At 60.0% G+C, this 17466-nt stretch carries 17 protein-coding genes; 16 read left to right on the top strand and 1 reads right to left on the bottom strand.

Going from position 1 to position 17466, the window contains the following annotated elements; translation table 11 throughout:
- Window positions 1–28 precede the first annotated feature (28 nt).
- Complete coding sequence (locus tag KFS80_RS08825) at window positions 29–1030, top strand: AraC family transcriptional regulator (protein WP_212544564.1); 1002 nt, start codon at window positions 29–31, stop codon at window positions 1028–1030.
- A 113-nt stretch (window positions 1031–1143) separates the two neighbouring features.
- On the top strand, window positions 1144–1401 hold the full coding sequence (locus tag KFS80_RS08820; RefSeq protein ID WP_212544563.1) for a hypothetical protein: 258 nt from the start codon (window positions 1144–1146) through the stop codon (window positions 1399–1401).
- 75 nt (window positions 1402–1476) lie between these two features.
- Here KFS80_RS08820 and KFS80_RS08815 read toward each other — a convergent pair whose 3' ends face one another.
- A complete protein-coding gene (locus KFS80_RS08815; RefSeq protein ID WP_212544562.1) occupies window positions 1477–3021 on the bottom strand; it encodes a methyltransferase regulatory domain-containing protein in 1545 nt (514 codons plus the stop codon).
- Window positions 3022–3222: 201 nt separating this feature from the next.
- Between KFS80_RS08815 and KFS80_RS08810 the strand changes: the two genes are divergently transcribed.
- From KFS80_RS08810 to KFS80_RS08745, 14 genes are all read left to right on the top strand, one after another.
- Complete coding sequence (locus KFS80_RS08810; protein ID WP_212544561.1) at window positions 3223–4179, top strand: AraC family transcriptional regulator; 957 nt, start codon at window positions 3223–3225, stop codon at window positions 4177–4179.
- Window positions 4180–4318: 139 nt separating this feature from the next.
- Complete coding sequence (gene benA / locus KFS80_RS08805) at window positions 4319–5674, top strand: benzoate 1,2-dioxygenase large subunit (protein ID WP_212544560.1); 1356 nt, start codon at window positions 4319–4321, stop codon at window positions 5672–5674.
- Complete coding sequence (gene benB, locus KFS80_RS08800) at window positions 5674–6162, top strand: benzoate 1,2-dioxygenase small subunit (protein WP_212544559.1); 489 nt, start codon at window positions 5674–5676, stop codon at window positions 6160–6162. The genes benA and benB overlap by 1 nt, the downstream gene beginning before the upstream one ends.
- 20 nt (window positions 6163–6182) lie before the next feature.
- Window positions 6183–7190: a benzoate 1,2-dioxygenase electron transfer component BenC gene (gene benC / locus KFS80_RS08795; protein WP_212544558.1), complete on the top strand. Its 1008-nt coding sequence runs from the start codon at window positions 6183–6185 to the stop codon at window positions 7188–7190.
- 180 nt (window positions 7191–7370) lie between these two features.
- The gene (locus tag KFS80_RS08790; RefSeq protein WP_212544557.1) at window positions 7371–8132 is read left to right on the top strand and encodes a 1,6-dihydroxycyclohexa-2,4-diene-1-carboxylate dehydrogenase; all 762 of its coding nucleotides are present in this window, start codon (window positions 7371–7373) and stop codon (window positions 8130–8132) included.
- A gap of 22 nt (window positions 8133–8154) precedes the next feature.
- Window positions 8155–9276, top strand: a complete 1122-nt coding sequence (locus KFS80_RS08785; protein ID WP_212544556.1) for a muconate cycloisomerase family protein — start codon at window positions 8155–8157, stop codon at window positions 9274–9276.
- A gap of 27 nt (window positions 9277–9303) precedes the next feature.
- Complete coding sequence (gene catC, locus KFS80_RS08780) at window positions 9304–9594, top strand: muconolactone Delta-isomerase (protein WP_212544555.1); 291 nt, start codon at window positions 9304–9306, stop codon at window positions 9592–9594.
- Window positions 9595–9769: 175 nt separating this feature from the next.
- Window positions 9770–10687 carry a catechol 1,2-dioxygenase gene (gene catA, locus KFS80_RS08775; RefSeq protein ID WP_212544554.1) on the top strand — a complete coding sequence of 306 codons (918 nt, stop codon included), beginning with the start codon at window positions 9770–9772 and terminating at the stop codon, window positions 10685–10687.
- A gap of 834 nt (window positions 10688–11521) precedes the next feature.
- Window positions 11522–12568, top strand: a complete 1047-nt coding sequence (locus KFS80_RS08770; protein WP_212544553.1) for an isopenicillin N synthase family dioxygenase — start codon at window positions 11522–11524, stop codon at window positions 12566–12568.
- Window positions 12569–12595: 27 nt separating this feature from the next.
- A complete protein-coding gene (locus KFS80_RS08765) occupies window positions 12596–13405 on the top strand; it encodes a MetQ/NlpA family ABC transporter substrate-binding protein (RefSeq protein ID WP_053119562.1) in 810 nt (269 codons plus the stop codon).
- The gene (locus KFS80_RS08760) at window positions 13402–14202 is read left to right on the top strand and encodes a methionine ABC transporter ATP-binding protein (protein WP_212544552.1); all 801 of its coding nucleotides are present in this window, start codon (window positions 13402–13404) and stop codon (window positions 14200–14202) included. The genes KFS80_RS08765 and KFS80_RS08760 overlap by 4 nt, the downstream gene beginning before the upstream one ends.
- Entirely contained in the window at window positions 14199–14870 is a 672-nt protein-coding gene (locus KFS80_RS08755; protein ID WP_159814813.1) for a methionine ABC transporter permease, read from the top strand. The genes KFS80_RS08760 and KFS80_RS08755 overlap by 4 nt, the downstream gene beginning before the upstream one ends.
- An 8-nt stretch (window positions 14871–14878) precedes the next feature.
- Window positions 14879–16435 (top strand): sugar ABC transporter ATP-binding protein, encoded by a 1557-nt coding sequence (locus KFS80_RS08750; RefSeq protein ID WP_212544551.1) that lies wholly within the window; start codon window positions 14879–14881, stop codon window positions 16433–16435.
- Entirely contained in the window at window positions 16428–17453 is a 1026-nt protein-coding gene (locus tag KFS80_RS08745) for an ABC transporter permease (protein WP_212544550.1), read from the top strand. The genes KFS80_RS08750 and KFS80_RS08745 overlap by 8 nt, the downstream gene beginning before the upstream one ends.
- Window positions 17454–17466: the final 13 nt, after the last annotated feature.

Raw genomic sequence — 17466 nt, 5'->3', positions numbered from 1 at the left:
TCATGACATTTATTTGATATTTAGTGACATGACTTCATTAATAAGAACAACCTCGTTCACCGGTTTTCGGCAAGTCACCAGCCAGCTCGGCGGCGATGCAGACCGCATGCTCGAACGCTTTCGGATCAATCCGCAGTTGCTGGAGGACGATGAGGCGCGCGTGCCTTTACGCTCTTTGGTGGGCCTGCTGGAGTTTGCCGCGCGCGAGCTGAACTGCGCCGATTTCGGCCTGCGCATGGCCGAATATCAGGATTTGCACGTACTCGGGCCGATAGCAGTGATCGCCCGAACCTGCGCCACGGCGGGGGAGGCGCTGGCGCAAATCATCCGCTTCATCGGTTACCACAGCCCGGGCATTCAGCTCGATCTGGATCACAGCGAGGCCGGCTCTCCACGACTGGTCATCGACATCCGGCTCTCGGGCCCGGCTCCCCGCCGGCAAATGATCGAACTGGCGATGGGCGTGGCGCATAACGGTATGAAGCTGCTGTATGGCGACCATTTCGTCGCGCAGTCGGTACTTTTTTCCAGCACACATTTGACTGGAAAAACCTACCGGCGCTATTTCAAAACGACGGTGCAAACCGGCCAGCCCTGCAATGCGCTGGTGTTAAGCAACGAGCAGCTGAATCAGCCGATCGAACAGCAGGCGCCTTATCTGCATCAGGCGCTTGAGCAGTATTTCGATCAGTTCGATTTGCAGGCCACCTCGGATGTGGTCAAGCAGGTGGAACGTCTGGTGCTGCGCATGATGCCGATCCAGCGTTGCCGCTTGCCTTTGATCGCAGAACAACTCGGGATGCACGTGCGTATGTTGCAGCGAAGGCTGGCCGAGCAGGGTCGCAGTTTCGATGACGTTGTCGAGACACTCCGTAAAGAGCGCAGCGAACACTATCTGGGGCAGAGGCACATGCCGATGTCGCAAGTCGCCGGGCTTCTCGGCTACAGCGAGCAAAGCGTGTTCAATCGCGCGTGTCAGCGTTGGTTTGCGATGTCGCCGGGGGCGATGCGGCGCCAGTTGCTGCGCTAAGACACAATCATTGACGCTATCAATAACAACCATTAACCCAATGAAGTTCTCATATTGATCGCGCGGCGTAAGATCGGCTCCATACCCAACCACTGCACCACGGAGCTCACACCATGAAACGCCAAACCCTGCTCGGCATTGCTTTCTCGATCTTCGCCCTGAACGCTTCTGCTGCGACTGAAACCGATCCGCTGTTCAGTGACGCGGTTGCCGCAACGGAAACCGACCGGTTGTTCAGCGACTCGGTTGCCGGGAACGAAACCGATCCTCTGTTCAGTGACGCCGTTGCCGCCGACGGTTCGGATCGACTGAAGGGCAATCTGGTTGCCGAGGGTGGCGCCGACCGTCTGCTCGAACGCCGTAACGCCTGAATGCGCAGTTTTACCGCAAGCCTTAATGAAAAAGCCCGGCTTGATCAGCCGGGTTTTTTTTCATCTGCCGTTTGGTCAGGCGATATTCAATGCCCTGAGCGTCACCAGTGAACCGGCGGCGAATGCGTGTGCCTGCTCCGTCAATTCGGCAATGTTTTCTTCGGCCGTGTTCAGTGGCTGGTTGTTTTTAACCAGGACAACATCTTGCTCGGCCAGCACCGCCCACGCCAGTTGTGCCCAATCCGCCGGGTGTTTTTTGCCCTGCTTGAGCGAGATCAGGAATAACTGATGAAAGCGACTGACCACGATGCCACCGCCCGTCACCGGGCTGGCCAGTACCTGGATTTTGTCGCTCAGCAACGAACGTTTGCACAATTGCAGATTGAGCGTGCTGCAACGCGCTTGCACCAGTCGCTCGGCGGCTTCGCTTTGGCACGGTGCGGCAGCGCTCATCCCGATCAGTACGCTGAGGGCCTGCAGCAGATCGTCAAAAGGCATTTCGGGCAACGCGCTTGAGAGCTGGCGCAGAGTCTTCGCGACATACGCATCGGCCGCCAGTGCTTCAAGCACCGGGCCGTACACTTCGGCTTGCAACGACGCTTCGCCGGCCGGGCCCTTGACGCTGGCGGCGACGCTTTCCGCCGGCTGCAACAGAATAAAGCGCGTATTCAGCAGCCCCTGGCGTTGTTCTGCCGCAGACAATCGGTTGGCGCCGCGCACGTACAGGTCTCGGCGGAAATTCTGATTGACGAAATAGTCCCGCGCTTGCTCGCGCATGATCGGGTGATCGATGCCTTCGAGGAAATCCATCCCTTCGGCGCTCAGGTTGAGCGGGTCGACCGTGTCCAGTGGTACAGCGGTCGCGGCGTAGTCGAGTTTGGCCGGAGCGAAGGCGTCGACCACGTCGGTGAAGTACATACAGTTCCACTCACGATTGAAGTATTCGTGGGCGACGTATTGGCGATTCTGACCTTTGATGCTCTGCAGTTGGGCATTGAGGCCAGGGGCTGTGCCGGCGTAGTTCGGGTTGGCTGCCAGCAACGCTTCGGAGAATTGCAGCGCGGCGTCTATGCGCTGATCAGGGCGAGCGGAGCTGCTCGTGGCAAAGCGGTCGTGCAGGCGGAACAGATTGCGCAGTGGCGCCGAAGGCGACCAGCCGGGAAGACAGTTGTAGCTGACGTACAACAGGCCACCGGGCTTGAGGTGACGACGGGCAAATTCGACGATCAGTTGCTGATTGTCACGGCTGACCCACGTCCAGATGCCATGCAGGCTGATGCTGTCGAATTGCGGCAGATCATTACGCGCGAGCAGCTGTTCGAAACTGTCGTCATACAGCCGCGCATCGCTGTTCCAGCTGTTCGCCAGAGCTATGGCGTGGCCAGCCTGACCCGGATGGAAATCGGTGCCCACATAGGAACCGGGGTTGGCGGCAGCGTGGATATTGATCGACACGCCTTGACCAAAACCGAGTTCACAGTGATAGCCGTCAGTGGTCTCCAGGCCGGCAGAACCGCGCAGCAGCAAACAGTAACGCTGGAAGACCGGATTGATTTCGCGGCTATAGCTGTAGGTGTAGCCTTCGTCGGTGAAATATCCTTCGTTCCAGGCGTCGCTCATGCGGGTGTCCTTTAATTTCGACAGGGAAAGTTGCTTTTGCTTATTCGCGTTATCGGCACGCCGTTCAAAAACTGAACACAATGTGTTCGATTAACGGATACCCGACCTTTTGTCCAATTGCCGGTTTTTGCACGCAAGCGTACTGTGACCGGTGAGTCTGAAAACCGTGCACCCCATAACGACAAGATCGAGCACCGCCTAATGGACAGTCATCTGCTGAGTGATCGCAGCAGCGTGTTTCGTCACGCTGACCCCTATGCCGTCTCCGACTACGTCAATCAGCACGTTGGCCAGCACTTCATTGGCCTGTCCAAAACCGCCCATCCGCAAGCCAGCCTCAACCATCGCAAACTCGCCGATCTCGATCTGTGCCGCATCAGTTATGGCGGCAGCGTCCGGGTGACGTCGCTGGCGCTGGAAACCGTGTATCACCTGCAGGTGCTGCTGCAAGGCAATTGCCTGTGGCGCGGGCATAAACGTGAACATCATCTGGTACCGGGCGAGTTGTTATTGATCAATCCGGATGATCCGGTCGATCTGACTTACTCCGACGACTGCGAAAAATTCATCCTCAAAGTGCCGGTCAGCGTGCTCGAGTCGGTGTGCGACGAGCAGCGCTGGTTGCGACCTTCGAGCGGTATCCGCTTCTTGCGCAATCACTATCAGTTGAACGAACTGGAAGGCTTCACCAATCTGCTCGCGATGATTTGCCAGGAGGCCGAGGCCAGCGATCCGTTGCTGCGGGTGCAGGAGCACTATGCGCAGATCATCGGCAGCAAACTGATCTCGCTGATGAACACCAATGTCAGCCGTGAGAGCCTCAGTGCTCCGAGCGTCAGTTTCGAGCGCATCCTCGATTACATTGAGCGCAACCTGAAACTCGATCTGCCCGCCGAACATCTGGCCGCGCAGGCGAGCATGAGCCCGCGTTCGCTGTACAGCCTGTTCGAACGCCAACTCGGCGTTACTCCGATGCAATACATCCGTCAGCGCAAACTGGCGCGTATTCACGCCTGCCTCAGCGACCCGAGCTGCCCGGTGCGCAACCTCACGGAGCTGGCACTGGATTATGGCTTCCTGCACTTGGGCCGTTTCGCCGAAAGCTATCGCCAACAGTTCGGCGAACTGCCGTCGCACACCCTCAAACGCCGCCACTGATCGCCCTTCGAAACAGTCCGAATCATCTGCCGCGCCGTCCTGCACAAAACGGATAGCGATCTGCAGGATTCGGCTATTGCCCCGCGCTGCGCCTCCCTAATCTGACCTGGCCTGAACAATAACAATGGAGGCCCTGGCCATGTCCCTGGGAATCGACTACCTCAATGCCATGCTTGAAGAAGACCAAGACAAGGGCGCCTACCGCTGCAAGCGGGAGATGTTCACCGATCCGCGTCTGTTCGAACTGGAGATGGCGCACATCTTCGAAGGCAACTGGATTTACCTCGCCCACGAAAGCCAACTGCCCAACAACAACGATTTTCTGACCACCACGATGGGGCGCCAGCCGATCTTCATCGCGCGCAACAAGGACGGCGTGCTCAACGCTTTTCTCAACGCCTGCAGCCATCGCGGCGCCATGCTGTGCCGGCACAAATCCGGCAACCGTTCCAGCTATACCTGCCCGTTCCACGGCTGGACGTTCAACAACAGCGGCAAACTGCTCAAGGTCAAAGACCCGAGTGAGGCCGGTTACCCGCAAAGCTTTAACTGCGAAGGCTCGCATGACCTGACCAAAGTCGCGCGTTTCGAGTCCTACCGCGGCTTTCTGTTTGGCAGCCTGAATGCCGATGTGAAATCCCTCACCGAGCACTTGGGCGAGTCAGCGAAGATCATCGACATGATCGTCGACCAGTCGCCGGAAGGTCTCGAAGTACTGCGTGGTTCCAGTTCCTATATCTACGAAGGCAACTGGAAACTCACCGCCGAAAACGGTGCCGACGGCTATCACGTCAGCTCCGTGCACTGGAATTACGCCGCGACGCAGAACCAGCGCCAGCAACGCGAAGCAGGCGAGGCGATCAAGACCATGAGCGCCGGCAGTTGGGCGAAGAAGGGCGGCGGTTTCTACTCCTTCGATCACGGCCATCTGCTGCTCTGGACGCGCTGGGCCAACCCTGAAGACCGCCCGGCTTATGAGCGTCGCGACGAACTGGCGCGTGATTTCGGTCAGGCTCGCGCCGACTGGATGATCGAAAACTCGCGCAACCTGTGCCTGTACCCGAACGTGTATCTGATGGATCAGTTCAGTTCGCAGATCCGCATCGCCCGGCCAATCTCGGTCGACAAGACTGAAATCACCATCTACTGCATCGCCCCCAAAGGCGAGAGCGCCGAAGCGCGCGCCAAACGTATCCGCCAGTACGAGGATTTTTTCAACGTCAGCGGCATGGCCACGCCGGATGATCTGGAAGAATTCCGTTCGTGCCAGACCGGTTACGGCGCCGGACGCGGCTGGAACGACATGTCCCGAGGCGCGACCCATTGGGTCGAAGGCGCCGACGCTGCTGCCGAGGAAATCGACCTGAAACCGCTGCTCTCCGGTATGCGCACCGAGGACGAAGGCCTGTTCGTGCTGCAACACAAGTACTGGCAGGAAACCATGCTCAAAGCCGCTGCCGCCGAACCACAACTGATCCCCGTGGAGGCTGTGTGATGAGCAACCTCTACGACAATGTGCGCGACTTTCTCTACCGCGAAGCGCGTTATCTCGATGACGGCCAGTGGGATCAATGGCTGGAGCTATACGCTGCCGATGCGACTTTCTGGATGCCGGCCTGGGACGATGACGACACGCTCACCGAAGACCCGCAAAGCGAAATCTCGCTGATCTGGTACGGCAACCGTGGCGGCCTCGAAGACCGCATCTTCCGGATCAAGACCGAGCGCTCCAGCGCGACGATTCCCGACACCCGCACCTCGCACAACCTGAGCAACATCGAGATCGTCGAGCACAGCGCCGACCAGTGCCAGGTGCGCTTCAACTGGCACACCCTGAGCTTTCGTTATCAGGTCACCGACAGCTACTTCGGCAGCAGTTTCTACACCCTTGATCTGCGTGGCGAGCAGCCGCTGATCAAGGCCAAGAAAGTCGTGCTGAAAAACGATTACGTCCGTCAGGTCATCGACATCTATCACATCTAGTCGACACGACGAGGTGCACCATGAATTTCCAGATCGCACTCAATTTTGAAGACGGCGTGACTCGTTTCATCGAGGCCGGCAGCCATGAAACCGTCGCCGACGCGGCGTATCGCCAAGGCATCAACATCCCGCTGGACTGCCGCGACGGCGCCTGCGGCACCTGTAAGTGTTTCGCCGAAGCCGGGCGTTACGAGATGGGCGATAACTTCATCGAAGACGCCTTGAGCGCCGACGAACTCGCACAAGGTTATGTGCTGACCTGCCAGATGCGGGCCGCAAGCGATTGCGTGGTGCGCGTGCCGGTTGGCTCGCAGGTGTGCAAAACCGAACAGGCCAATTTTCAGGCGGCGATCAGTGATGTCCGGCAGTTGTCCGAGAGCACCATCGCGCTGTCGATCAAGAGCGAAGCGCTGAGCAAACTGGCGTTCCTGCCGGGGCAATACGTCAACCTGCAAGTGCCGGGCAGTGAACACAGGCGTGCGTATTCTTTCAGCTCGTTGCAGAAGAATGGCGAGGTCAGTTTTCTGATTCGCAACGTGCCCGGCGGTTTGATGAGCAATTTCCTCACCGGTCTGGCCAAGGCCGGCGACAGCATGAATCTGGCCGGGCCGCTGGGCAGTTTTTACCTGCGCGAAATCAAGCGGCCGCTGCTGTTGCTCGCCGGCGGCACCGGTCTGGCGCCGTTCACCGCGATGCTGGAAAAGATCGCCGAGCAGGGCAGCGCGCATCCGGTGCATTTGATCTACGGCGTGACCAATGACTTTGATCTGGTTGAACTCGATCGCCTCGAAGCCTTTGCCGCACGCATCGCCAATTTCAGCTTCGGCGCCTGCGTCGCCAATCCGCAAAGTGCACACCCGCTCAAGGGCTACGTCACCCAGCACATCGAGCCGCGCCACCTCAATGACGGCGATGTCGACGTCTACCTCTGCGGCCCGCCGCCGATGGTTGAGGCGGTCAGCCAATACATCCGCGAGCAGGGCATCACCCCGGCGAATTTCTACTACGAAAAATTCGCCGCGGCCTGATCTCCATCAACCGAGCCTGCAATCACACCTGTGGCGAGGGAGCTTGCTCCCGCTGGGGCGCGCAGCGGCCCTCGCTTTTGCCTCATAAAAAGATGGGCCTGCTGCGCAGTCCAGCGGGAGCAAGCTCCCTCGCCACAAAGGGCTGTGTGTGCTTAAGCAACTGTTTCAGTCGAGGTTGTCATGAACAACAGATTCTCCAACAAAGTCGCGCTGGTCACCGGCGCGGCGCAAGGCATCGGCCGCCGCGTCTGCGAGCGCCTGCTCAGCGAAGGCGCGCAAGTGGTCGCCGTCGACCGCTCCGAACTGGTTCACGAACTGCAAGGCGAGGGCGTTCTGGCGCTGACTGCCGATCTGGAACAGTACGCCGATTGCGCCCGGGTCATGGTCGAAGCGATCAACACTTTCGATCGACTCGACATCCTGATCAACAACGTTGGCGGCACCATTTGGGCCAAGCCGTTCGAGCACTACCAGGTCGAACAAATCGAGGCGGAAGTGCGCCGCTCGCTGTTCCCGACCTTGTGGTGCTGCCACGCCGCGCTGCCGTACATGCTCAAACAAGGCAGCGGCGCCATCGTCAACGTTTCCTCAATCGCCACCCGCAGCGTCAATCGCGTGCCGTATGGCGCGGCCAAGGGCGGCATCAACGCACTCACCGCGTGCCTGGCCTTCGAAAACGCCGAGCGTGGCATTCGCGTCAACGCTACTGCACCCGGCGGTACCGAAGCGCCACCTCGGCGCATCCCGCGCAACGACGCCGAACAGTCGGCGCAAGAACAAACCTGGTACCAGCAAATCGTCACGCAAACCCTCGACAGCAGCCTGATGAAACGCTACGGCAGCCTCGATGAACAGGTCGGCGCGATCCTCTTTCTCGCCTCCGACGACGCTTCGTACATCACCGGCGTGACCTTGCCGGTCGGTGGCGGCGACCTCGGCTGAGTACTTCTCAAGGAGCATTGATATGCCGCGAATTCTGATTGAAAACCTGACGACGATCATCGTCGACCTGCCGACCATTCGCCCGCACAAACTGGCGATGCACACCATGCAGAAGCAGACCCTGGTGATCCTGCGTTTGCGCTGCAGTGATGGCGTTGAAGGCATCGGTGAAGCCACCACCATCGGCGGCCTTGCGTACGGCTATGAAAGCCCGGAAAGCATCAAGGCCAACATCGACGCGCATCTCGCGCCAGCGTTGATTGGCATGGACGCCAACAACATCAACGCGGCGATGCAGCGGCTCGACAAGATCGCCAAGGGCAACACCTTCGCCAAATCCGGCATCGAAAGCGCGCTGCTCGACGCGCAGGGCAAACGCCTCGGCCTGCCCGTCAGCGAACTGCTCGGCGGTCGTGTGCGCGACAGCCTCGAAGTCGCGTGGACGCTGGCCAGCGGCGACACCGCGCGCGACATTGCCGAGGCCGAGCAGATGCTTGAAGTACGGCGTCATCGCATCTTCAAATTGAAGATCGGCGCCAATCCGTTGGAGCAGGATCTCAAGCACGTCGTGGCGATCAAAAAAGCTTTGGGCGATCGCGCCAGTGTGCGGGTCGACGTCAATCAATATTGGGATGAGTCCCAGGCGATTCGTGGCTGCCAGGTATTGGGCGACAACGGCATTGATCTGATTGAACAGCCGATCTCGCGGGTCAACCGCTCCGGGCAGATTCGTCTGAATCAGCGCAGCCCGGCACCGATCATGGCCGATGAATCAATTGAAAGTGTCGAGGACGCCTTCAGCCTCGCCGCTGACGGCGCGGCCAGTGTGTTCGCCCTGAAAATCGCCAAGAACGGTGGCCCGCGCGCCGTGCTCAGAACCGCGCAAATCGCCGAGGCCGCCGGCATTGCGCTGTATGGCGGCACCATGCTCGAAGGCTCCGTCGGCACACTGGCCTCGGCCCACGCCTTTCTCACGCTCAAGCAACTGACCTGGGAAACCGAGCTGTTCGGGCCGTTGCTGCTGACCGAAGACATCGTCACCGAACGGCCCGAGTACCACGACTTTCACCTGCACATCCCGCGCACCCCGGGCCTTGGCCTGACGCTGGACGAAGGGCGGCTGGCGCGTTTTCGCCGTTCCTGAACCGATCACAACCAGAGGAAAGCCACCATGCTGTTCCACGTAAAAATGACCGTGAAATTGCCTGTCGACATGGATCCGGCCATCGCCACCCGGCTCAAGGCTGACGAAAAAGAACTGGCGCAACGGCTGCAATGCGAAGGCCGGTGGCGTCACCTGTGGCGCATCGCCGGGCATTACGCCAATTACAGCGTGTTTGATCTGCCAAGCGTCGAAGCGCTGCACGACACGCTGATGCAATTGCCGTTGTTCCCCTACATGGACATCGAGATCAACGGGCTCTGCCGACATCCGTCGTCGATCCACGCCGACGACCGCTGAGCCCTGAATACCGCCCGCCCTTGTGGGAGCGAGCTTGCTCGCGAAGACGGTGGATCAGCCACCACAGATGTTGAATGACATAGCGCCTTCGCGAGCAGGCTCGCTCCCACAGGTGCTGCGCGGCTGGACACAACTGCTGCATGAACCACACAACAACAAGATGAGGTAACCCACCATGACCGTGAAAATTGCCCACACGCCTGAGCTGCAAACCTTCTTCAAAGAAGCCGCCGGCTTCACCAACGACGACGGCAGCTCGCGTTTGAAAACCATCGTTCTGCGCGTACTGCAGGACACCGCGAAAATCATCGAAGACCTCGAAATCAGCGAAGACGAATTCTGGAAAGCCGTCGACTATCTCAATCGTTTGGGCGGTCGTTCGGAAGCGGGGTTGCTGGTCGCCGGTCTTGGCATCGAACACTTCCTTGACCTGCTCCAGGACGCCAAAGACGCACAAATCGGCTTGACCGGCGGCACGCCGCGCACCATCGAAGGGCCGCTCTACGTCGCGGGTGCGCCGCTGTGTGAAGGCGAGTGCCGCATGGACGATGGCAGCGAGGACGGCGTTGCCACGGTGATGTTTCTCCAAGGCCAGGTGCTTGACCTCCACGGCCAGCCGCTGGCCGGCGCCACAGTCGATGTGTGGCACGCCAATACCAAAGGCACCTACTCGTTTTTTGATCCGAGCCAGTCCGAATACAACCTGCGCCGCCGGATCATCACCGACGCCGAAGGCTGTTACCGCGCACGCAGCATCGTTCCCTCCGGATATGGCTGCGACCCGCAGGGCCCTACGCAGGAATGTCTGAACTTGCTCGGTCGTCACGGTCAGCGTCCGGCGCATGTGCACTTTTTTATCAGCGCACCGGGGCATCGACACCTGACCACGCAGATCAATCTGTCGGGCGATCAATATTTGTGGGATGACTTTGCTTACGCGACCCGCGAAGGGTTGGTCGGCGAGGTGGTGTTCCATGAGCACGAAACGTTGGGACGCCACGCCAAACTCAAGTTCGACTTCCAGCTGCAACCCGCGCCAGACGCCAGCGCCGAACAACGCAGTCAACGCCCGCGCGCGTTGCAAACGGATTGATACCGCGTCGTTTGTGGCCCTCACCCTAACCCTCTCCCGGAGGGAGAGGGGACTGAATGGGGGATGCTTGCGAGATACGCCGACCTGAACGGTTTCTGCCGAATCCATGATCGCCACGATCTTTCAGGTCGATGTATCACGCCAGACACCACGGTCGGCCCCTCTACCTGAGGGTGAGAGAGCGCTGAATGGGGATTCGACCTGAACGTTTTCTGCCGAATCCATAATCGCCACGATCTTTCAGGTCGATGTATCACGCCAGACACCACGGTCGGCCCCTCTACCTGAGGGTGAGAGAGCGCTGAATGGGGATTCGACCTGAACGATTTCTGCCGAATCCATAATCGCCACGATCTTTCAGGTCGATGTATCACGCCAGACACCACGGTCGGCCCCTCTACTTGAGGGTGAGAGAGCGCTGAATAGAGATTCGACCTGAACGATTTCTGCCGAATCCATGATCGCCACGATCTTTCAGGTCGATGTATCACGCCAGACACCACGGTCGGCCCCTCTACCTGAGGGTGAGAGAGCGCTGAATAGAGATTCGACCTGAACGATTTCAGCCGAATCCATAATCGCCACGATCTTTCAGGTCGATGTATCACGCCAGACACCACGGTCGGCCCCCTCTACCTCTGGGAGAGGGCTGGGGTGAGGGGAAAACAGACCTAAGGTAATGCAAAAAAGATATTGGCCCGCTGTTTTTAAGATCGTTTAGTTTTGTCCTCAACGACGAATAAACGCATCAAACCGATAGACCCCCGATTGCCATGACGGCACACGCTGAATCGATCAAAGGTTCTTCAGGTTTGGTTCACCCAGGAGTGAATCATGCCGCATACCTTGGATATCACCACACTGCCAACCCTCGACCTGTCCCTGTTCGAGGGCACCGCGCAACAGCGTTACCAATTTCTGGAAAGCCTGCGCCACGCCGCCCGTGACGTCGGTTTCTTCTACCTCACCGGCCACGGCATCGACAGTACGCTGCTCGAGCAAGTGCAGGCCCACGCCCGACAATTCTTCGCCTTGCCCGACAGCGAAAAAACCGCCGTCGGCATGATCAATTCGCCGCATTTTCGCGGCTACAACCGTGCGGCTTCCGAGATCACTCGCGGGCAACCCGATCAGCGCGAACAGTTTGATCTCGGCGCCGAGCGTGAGGCTCTACCGTTAAACGAAGACAGTCCATTGTGGGCGCGGCTGCAAGGCCCCAACCAATGGCCAGCGGCACTCCCCGAACTGAAACCGTTGCTGCTCGAATGGCAACAGGCGATGACGCGCATGTCGTTGCGCTTGCTGCGGGCCTTCGCTCAGGCGCTGTCACTGCGCGCCGATGCCTTCGATCAGCTCTACGGTGACAAACCCAACGAACACATCAAGTTGATGCGCTACCCCGGCCAGTTGAGCGAGGCGAGCCATCAAGGCGTCGGCGCGCACAAGGATTCCGGGTTCCTGAGTTTTCTGCTGCAAGACCAACAGGCCGGGCTGCAAGTCGAGGTCGAAGAAGGCCGCTGGATCGACGCATTACCCCGCGAAAACACTTTGGTGGTGAACATCGGCGAGCTGCTCGAACTGGCCACTAACGGTTATCTGCGTGCCACCGTGCACCGCGTGGTTTCGCCACCGGCTGGCAGCGAACGCCTATCGATCGCGTTCTTCCTCGGCGCGCAACTCGATGCGGTGGTGCCGCTGTATCCGTTGCCCACCGTGCTGTTGCGCGAGGCGCGCGGGCCGGCGAGTGATCCGCTCAATCCACTGTTTCGCGATGTCGGCTGGAACTACCTCAAGGGTCGTTTGCGCTCGCATCCGGACGTTGCTCAGCGCTTCTACGCCGACGCGTTGCTGCCGCCAGTACCTGTTCGTAAAACCGCCTGATTCATCATTCGCTCAAGGACTCCGCACATGATTAAAAAAGCAGGTTTGACCCTGGCCGTCCTCGGCGCACTGGTGAGCTCTTTCGGCGCGCAGGCCCTGGAACCGTTGCGTGTTGCCGCCGACCCGGTGCCCCACGCGCAGATCCTTGCGTACATCCAGAAAATCGATCCGCAACTCAACCTCAAAGTCATCGAAATCCCCAACGGCGTGAACTCCAACGAGTTGCTGGTACACGGTGATGTCGACGCCAATTACTTCCAGCACCTGCCGTATCTGAAATCTCAGGAGCAGGCGCTCGGCGAGAAACTCGCGGTGGCCGCCACCGTGCATATCGAGCCTTTGGGGATTTATTCACGTCGGCACAAAAGCTTCGCCGACGTGCCGGAAAAAGGCACCGTCGCCGTACCCAACAACGTCACCAATCTGAGCCGCGCGCTGTACCTGTTGCAGGACAACGGCCTGATCAAGCTCAAGCCCGGTTTCAACGATCCCGCCGCCGATCAGGCAACGCCCAAGGACATCGCCGAAAACCCGAAACAGCTGAAAATTCTCGAAATCGAATCACCGCAGATTCCACGTTCGCTCGACGACGTCGATCTGGCAGTGATCAACGGCAACTACGCGCTCGACGCAGGCCTGGTGCCGGCCAAAGACGCCTTGGGCCTCGAGAAGGCCGAGCACAATCCTTACGCCAACATTCTGGTGACCACACCGAAGCTGGAGCACGACCCACGCATCGCACAACTGGCCAAGGATCTGACTTCGCCGGAAGTCGCCAAATACATCACCGATAACTTCGCCGGTTCGGTGATTCCGGTGGCGGGCGGCAAGCCATGATCGCCGTCGAGCAGTTGAGCAAAACCTACGCGTCGGCCACGCAACCGGCGCTGGATCAGGTCTCGCTGAGCATTCCTGACGGCGCGGTCTACGGGATTCTCGGGCGGAGCGGGGCGGGCAAGTCGACGCTGCTGCGTTGCCTCAACCTGCTTGAACGACCGGACAGCGGCAAGATTCTGATTGATGGTGTGGATCTGCTGGCGCTGTCCGACAGCGAACTGCGCAAGCAACGTCAGCGTATCGGCATGATCTTTCAGGGCTTCAACCTGCTGCACTCGCGCAACGTGTTCGACAACATCGCCGTGCCGCTGGAAATCGCCAACGTCGGCAAACCGTGGCGCCATGTGCGGGTTCGCGAACTGCTGGAACTGGTCGGTTTGAGCGACAAGGCGCAAGCCTTTCCTTCGCAACTGTCCGGCGGGCAAAAGCAGCGAGTGGGGATTGCCCGCGCCTTGGCTGCGGAGCCGGCGTATCTGTTGTCGGACGAAGCCACCAGCGCCCTCGACCCGGAAACCACCGCTTCAATTCTTGATCTGCTGCGCGACATCAATCGGCAATTGGGCCTGACCATCGTGCTGATCACCCACGAACTCGACGTGGTCAAGTCGATCTGCGATCACGCCGCATTTATGGCCAACGGACGGCTGGTCGAGGCCGGGCCGGTGCCACGTCTGCTCGCTGATCCACAGTCGGCGCTCGGCAGTTCACTGCGTCCGACTTGCGGATTACCGCTGGGCCATGACGCGCCGGGCCTGACCTTCCTCAAGCAATATGGCGTAAGGGCGGCGCAGTCATGAACCGTTCGATCAATTGGGATGAAATCCTGCAACTGGTGTTCAACGCCACCGGCGAAACCCTGTACATGGTGTTGCTCGCGGGGCTGTTCACGCTGCTGATCGGCTTGCCGCTGGGTGTGCTGCTTTTTATCAGTCGCCGCGACGGATTGCGGCCGATGCCGCGTTTCAACGCGGCCCTCAGCAGTCTGGTCAATCTCGGCCGTTCGCTGCCGTTCGTGGTGATGCTGATCGCCTTGATTCCGCTGACCCGTCTGGTCGTCGGCACCACGCTGGGCAGCACCGCTGCGGTGGTGCCGATCACCATTGGCGCGTTTCCGTTCTTCGCGCGCATCGTCGAAAACGCGCTGGACGAAGTCGACAAGGGCCGCATCGAAGCGATCCTCGCCATGGGCGGCGACATCGGCCATGTGATTTTTAAAGTGCTGCTGCCCGAAGCCCTGCCGGCGTTGCTCGCGGGCATCACCCTGACGCTGGTGATGTTGATTGGTTTTTCCTCGATGGCCGGGGTCATCGGTGGCGGCGGACTCGGCGATCTGGCGATCCGTTATGGCTATCAGCGTTTCAACAATGAAGTGATGGTCGCCACCGTGGTGGTGTTGGTCATCCTCGTCCAGGGCGTGCAAAGCCTGGGCGATCGGCTCGTGCGTTCGCTGGCTCATCGCCGCTAAGGAAATTTATGAGTGCGCCTGTCGCCGTGGCACCTGAGCCACTGATTCGGGTACGTGAACTGAGCAAAACGTTTGGCTCGAACCGAGCGCTGGATCGGGTCAGCCTTGAGATTTATCCCGCCGAAGTGGTCGCGTTACTCGGCGCCAATGGCGCCGGTAAATCGACGTTGGTGAAGATTTTGGCAGGCAGTCAAAACGCGGATGCTGGCGAGATTCTCGTCGAGGGGCAGCCGCGCCATTTCAGCTCGCCGCTGTCGGCGCGCAGGGTCGGCATCGTCGCTGTGCATCAGCAGATCAACGAGGGCATCGCGCCGGGTTTGAGCGTGGCCGAAAACCTCCTGCTCGATGAGCTGTGCAAGCCCGATGCGAATTTCTGGCTTAACCGCAAACGCCTTCTGGAACGCGCCGCGAGTATCGCCGCCGGTCTCGGCCTGAGCTTGCCGCTGGAGCAACCCATCGAACACCTTGGCCAGGCCGAGCGGCAATTGGTCGTGCTCGCTCGCGCCTTTGCCTTGCAGCCGCGTTTGCTGATTCTCGACGAGCCGACGGCGGCGTTATCCGATGCCGAAGCGCAGCGCCTGTTTGGTTTGATCGACACGTTGCGCAGCCGTGGCGTGGCGATTCTTTACATCTCCCATCGGCTGTCCGATCTGCAACGGGTCGCTGATCGCGCGATTGTTTTGCGTGACGGACGATTGGCCGGTGAGTTCAGCGCGCGGCAGTTACCCGAAGCCGTTCACGCGATGCTCGGGCAAGCACTGGCCGCGCATGTGTACATGCCGCAAGTGGCGGGGCAGGAAGTGCTGAAACTCCGTGCGTTAAAAGTGCTGCCGCGTTCGAAGGCTTTCGATCTGACCTTGCATGAAAACGAAGTGGTGGTGCTGACCGGGTTGCTCGGCGCCGGCAAAACCGAGATCGCCGAAGTGCTGTTCGGTTTACGCTCATTGGCGGAGGGCAGCGTGCAATTGGCTGGCGTTGACTGGCAGCCAGGTTCGCCTCGGGAGGCGATTCGTAGCGGGGTTTTCTACGCCGCCGAAGATCGCGCCAGTCATTCGCTGGTGCCGGATTTCTCTCTGCGTCGCACGCTGACCTTGCCGTTTCTGGAGCGTTTCACCCGTGGCGGTTTTATTCGCAATCGCGCCGAAGCGGCGGCGGTCGAAGCGCAGGTCGCCGCGCTGGGTATCAAGACTGCCGGCATCGATGTGCCGATGACTGCGCTGTCCGGCGGCAATCAGCAAAAGGTTGTGCTCGGCCGCTGGCTGCTCGGGGAAGGTCGGATGTTGATCCTCGATGAACCGTTCCAGGGTGTCGACGTCCGCGCCCGCCGCGAAATCGGCCAACTGCTGCGCGACAGTGCCAAGGGCCGGGCGACGCTGGTGATTTGCGCCGATGTCGATGAAGCGCTGGAAATTGCCGATCGAATTCTCCTGGTGCGCGATCACGCGGTCGTCGCCGAATACCCGCGCGCCGGTCTGAACCGTGCCGAACTGGTCGCGGCATTGGCCGGCAGCGACGTTACCGAACATTCCCCTCACGCCACGCCAAGGAGCAGAGCGAGTGCCTGATTCGAGTTCACTGTCATCGAGCGCACCGGCACCTGCCGAGCGTCTGCTGCAAGCGTTGATCCGTTATGGCCTGTTGTGGCTGCTGGCGGCCATCGTGGTGTTTTTCAGCTTCGCAGAGCCGGCGTTTCTGCGCGTCGGCAATCTGTTCAGCATTCTGCAATCGGTGTCGATTGTCGCGCTGCTCGCCTTGGGCGTGACCTTGACCATGGCCGTCGGCGGCCTCGATTTGTCGATTGGCGCGGTCGCGGCGATGAGCCTGATGATCGCCAGTTACGTGATGGTCGTGCTCGGTTGGGGCGCGGTGCCGGCGGTGTTGATCAGCCTGGCGGGCGGCGCGCTGGTCGGCCTGCTCAACGGTTGGCTGATCGTCAAGCTGCGGGTGCCTGACATTCTCGCCACGTTGGGCAGCATGTTTCTGGTGATCGGCGTGCAGTTGATTCCTACCGGTGGCCGCTCGATTGCGGTGGGCATGACGCTACCCAACGGCGAGGAAACCGAGGGCGCATTCAGTGCCGCATTTCTTGCGCTGGGCCGTGGGCGGCTGTGGGAAGTCGTACCAATTCCGGTGTTGATCACTGCGGTGGTTGCGGTGGCGGTGTGGCTGTTTCTCGAACGTACGCGCATCGGTCGGCTGTTCTATGCCATCGGCGGCAACGAGCAGGCTGCGCGACTGGCCGGGGCGCCAGTGCAGCGCTTCAAACTGTTGGCTTACGTGCTGTCGTCGTTACTGGCGTCGCTCGGCGGATTGTTGCTCGCGGCGCGGTTGGGCCGTGGCGATGTCAGCTCCGGCAACGGTCTGGTGCTCGACGCGCTCGGCGCCGCGCTGATCGGTTTCGCCGTGCTCGGCGCGAAGAAACCCAACGCCTTCGGCACGCTGATCGGCGCGCTGTTGGTCGCCTCGCTGCTCAATGGCCTGACCATGCTCAATGCGCCGTATTACGCGCAGGATTTCGTCAAGGGACTGGTGTTGGTGCTGGCCCTGATGTTCACCTTCGGCCTCGCGCATCGGGCGCGCTGAGCTGCTTTTATTC

Origin of the sequence: Pseudomonas rustica, from assembly GCF_018336155.1 — a bacterium.
Classification (GTDB): Bacteria; Pseudomonadota; Gammaproteobacteria; order Pseudomonadales; family Pseudomonadaceae; genus Aquipseudomonas; species Aquipseudomonas rustica.
Note: the sequence above shows the minus strand (reverse complement) of the source record. Positions and strands in the feature narration are given on the sequence as shown.

Coding starts and splice junctions, on each gene's coding strand:
- KFS80_RS08755 (WP_159814813.1), top strand. CDS start 14,199: ATGAACCGTTCGATCAATTGGGATGAAATCCTGCAACTGGTGTTCAAC.
- KFS80_RS08810 (WP_212544561.1), top strand. CDS start 3,223: ATGGACAGTCATCTGCTGAGTGATCGCAGCAGCGTGTTTCGTCACGCT.
- catA (WP_212544554.1), top strand. CDS start 9,770: ATGACCGTGAAAATTGCCCACACGCCTGAGCTGCAAACCTTCTTCAAA.
- KFS80_RS08750 (WP_212544551.1), top strand. CDS start 14,879: ATGAGTGCGCCTGTCGCCGTGGCACCTGAGCCACTGATTCGGGTACGT.
- KFS80_RS08820 (WP_212544563.1), top strand. CDS start 1,144: ATGAAACGCCAAACCCTGCTCGGCATTGCTTTCTCGATCTTCGCCCTG.
- KFS80_RS08790 (WP_212544557.1), top strand. CDS start 7,371: ATGAACAACAGATTCTCCAACAAAGTCGCGCTGGTCACCGGCGCGGCG.
- KFS80_RS08760 (WP_212544552.1), top strand. CDS start 13,402: ATGATCGCCGTCGAGCAGTTGAGCAAAACCTACGCGTCGGCCACGCAA.
- benB (WP_212544559.1), top strand. CDS start 5,674: ATGAGCAACCTCTACGACAATGTGCGCGACTTTCTCTACCGCGAAGCG.
- KFS80_RS08825 (WP_212544564.1), top strand. CDS start 29: ATGACTTCATTAATAAGAACAACCTCGTTCACCGGTTTTCGGCAAGTC.
- KFS80_RS08770 (WP_212544553.1), top strand. CDS start 11,522: ATGCCGCATACCTTGGATATCACCACACTGCCAACCCTCGACCTGTCC.
- benC (WP_212544558.1), top strand. CDS start 6,183: ATGAATTTCCAGATCGCACTCAATTTTGAAGACGGCGTGACTCGTTTC.
- KFS80_RS08815 (WP_212544562.1), bottom strand. CDS start 3,021: ATGAGCGACGCCTGGAACGAAGGATATTTCACCGACGAAGGCTACACC.
- benA (WP_212544560.1), top strand. CDS start 4,319: ATGTCCCTGGGAATCGACTACCTCAATGCCATGCTTGAAGAAGACCAA.
- KFS80_RS08765 (WP_053119562.1), top strand. CDS start 12,596: ATGATTAAAAAAGCAGGTTTGACCCTGGCCGTCCTCGGCGCACTGGTG.
- catC (WP_212544555.1), top strand. CDS start 9,304: ATGCTGTTCCACGTAAAAATGACCGTGAAATTGCCTGTCGACATGGAT.
- KFS80_RS08785 (WP_212544556.1), top strand. CDS start 8,155: ATGCCGCGAATTCTGATTGAAAACCTGACGACGATCATCGTCGACCTG.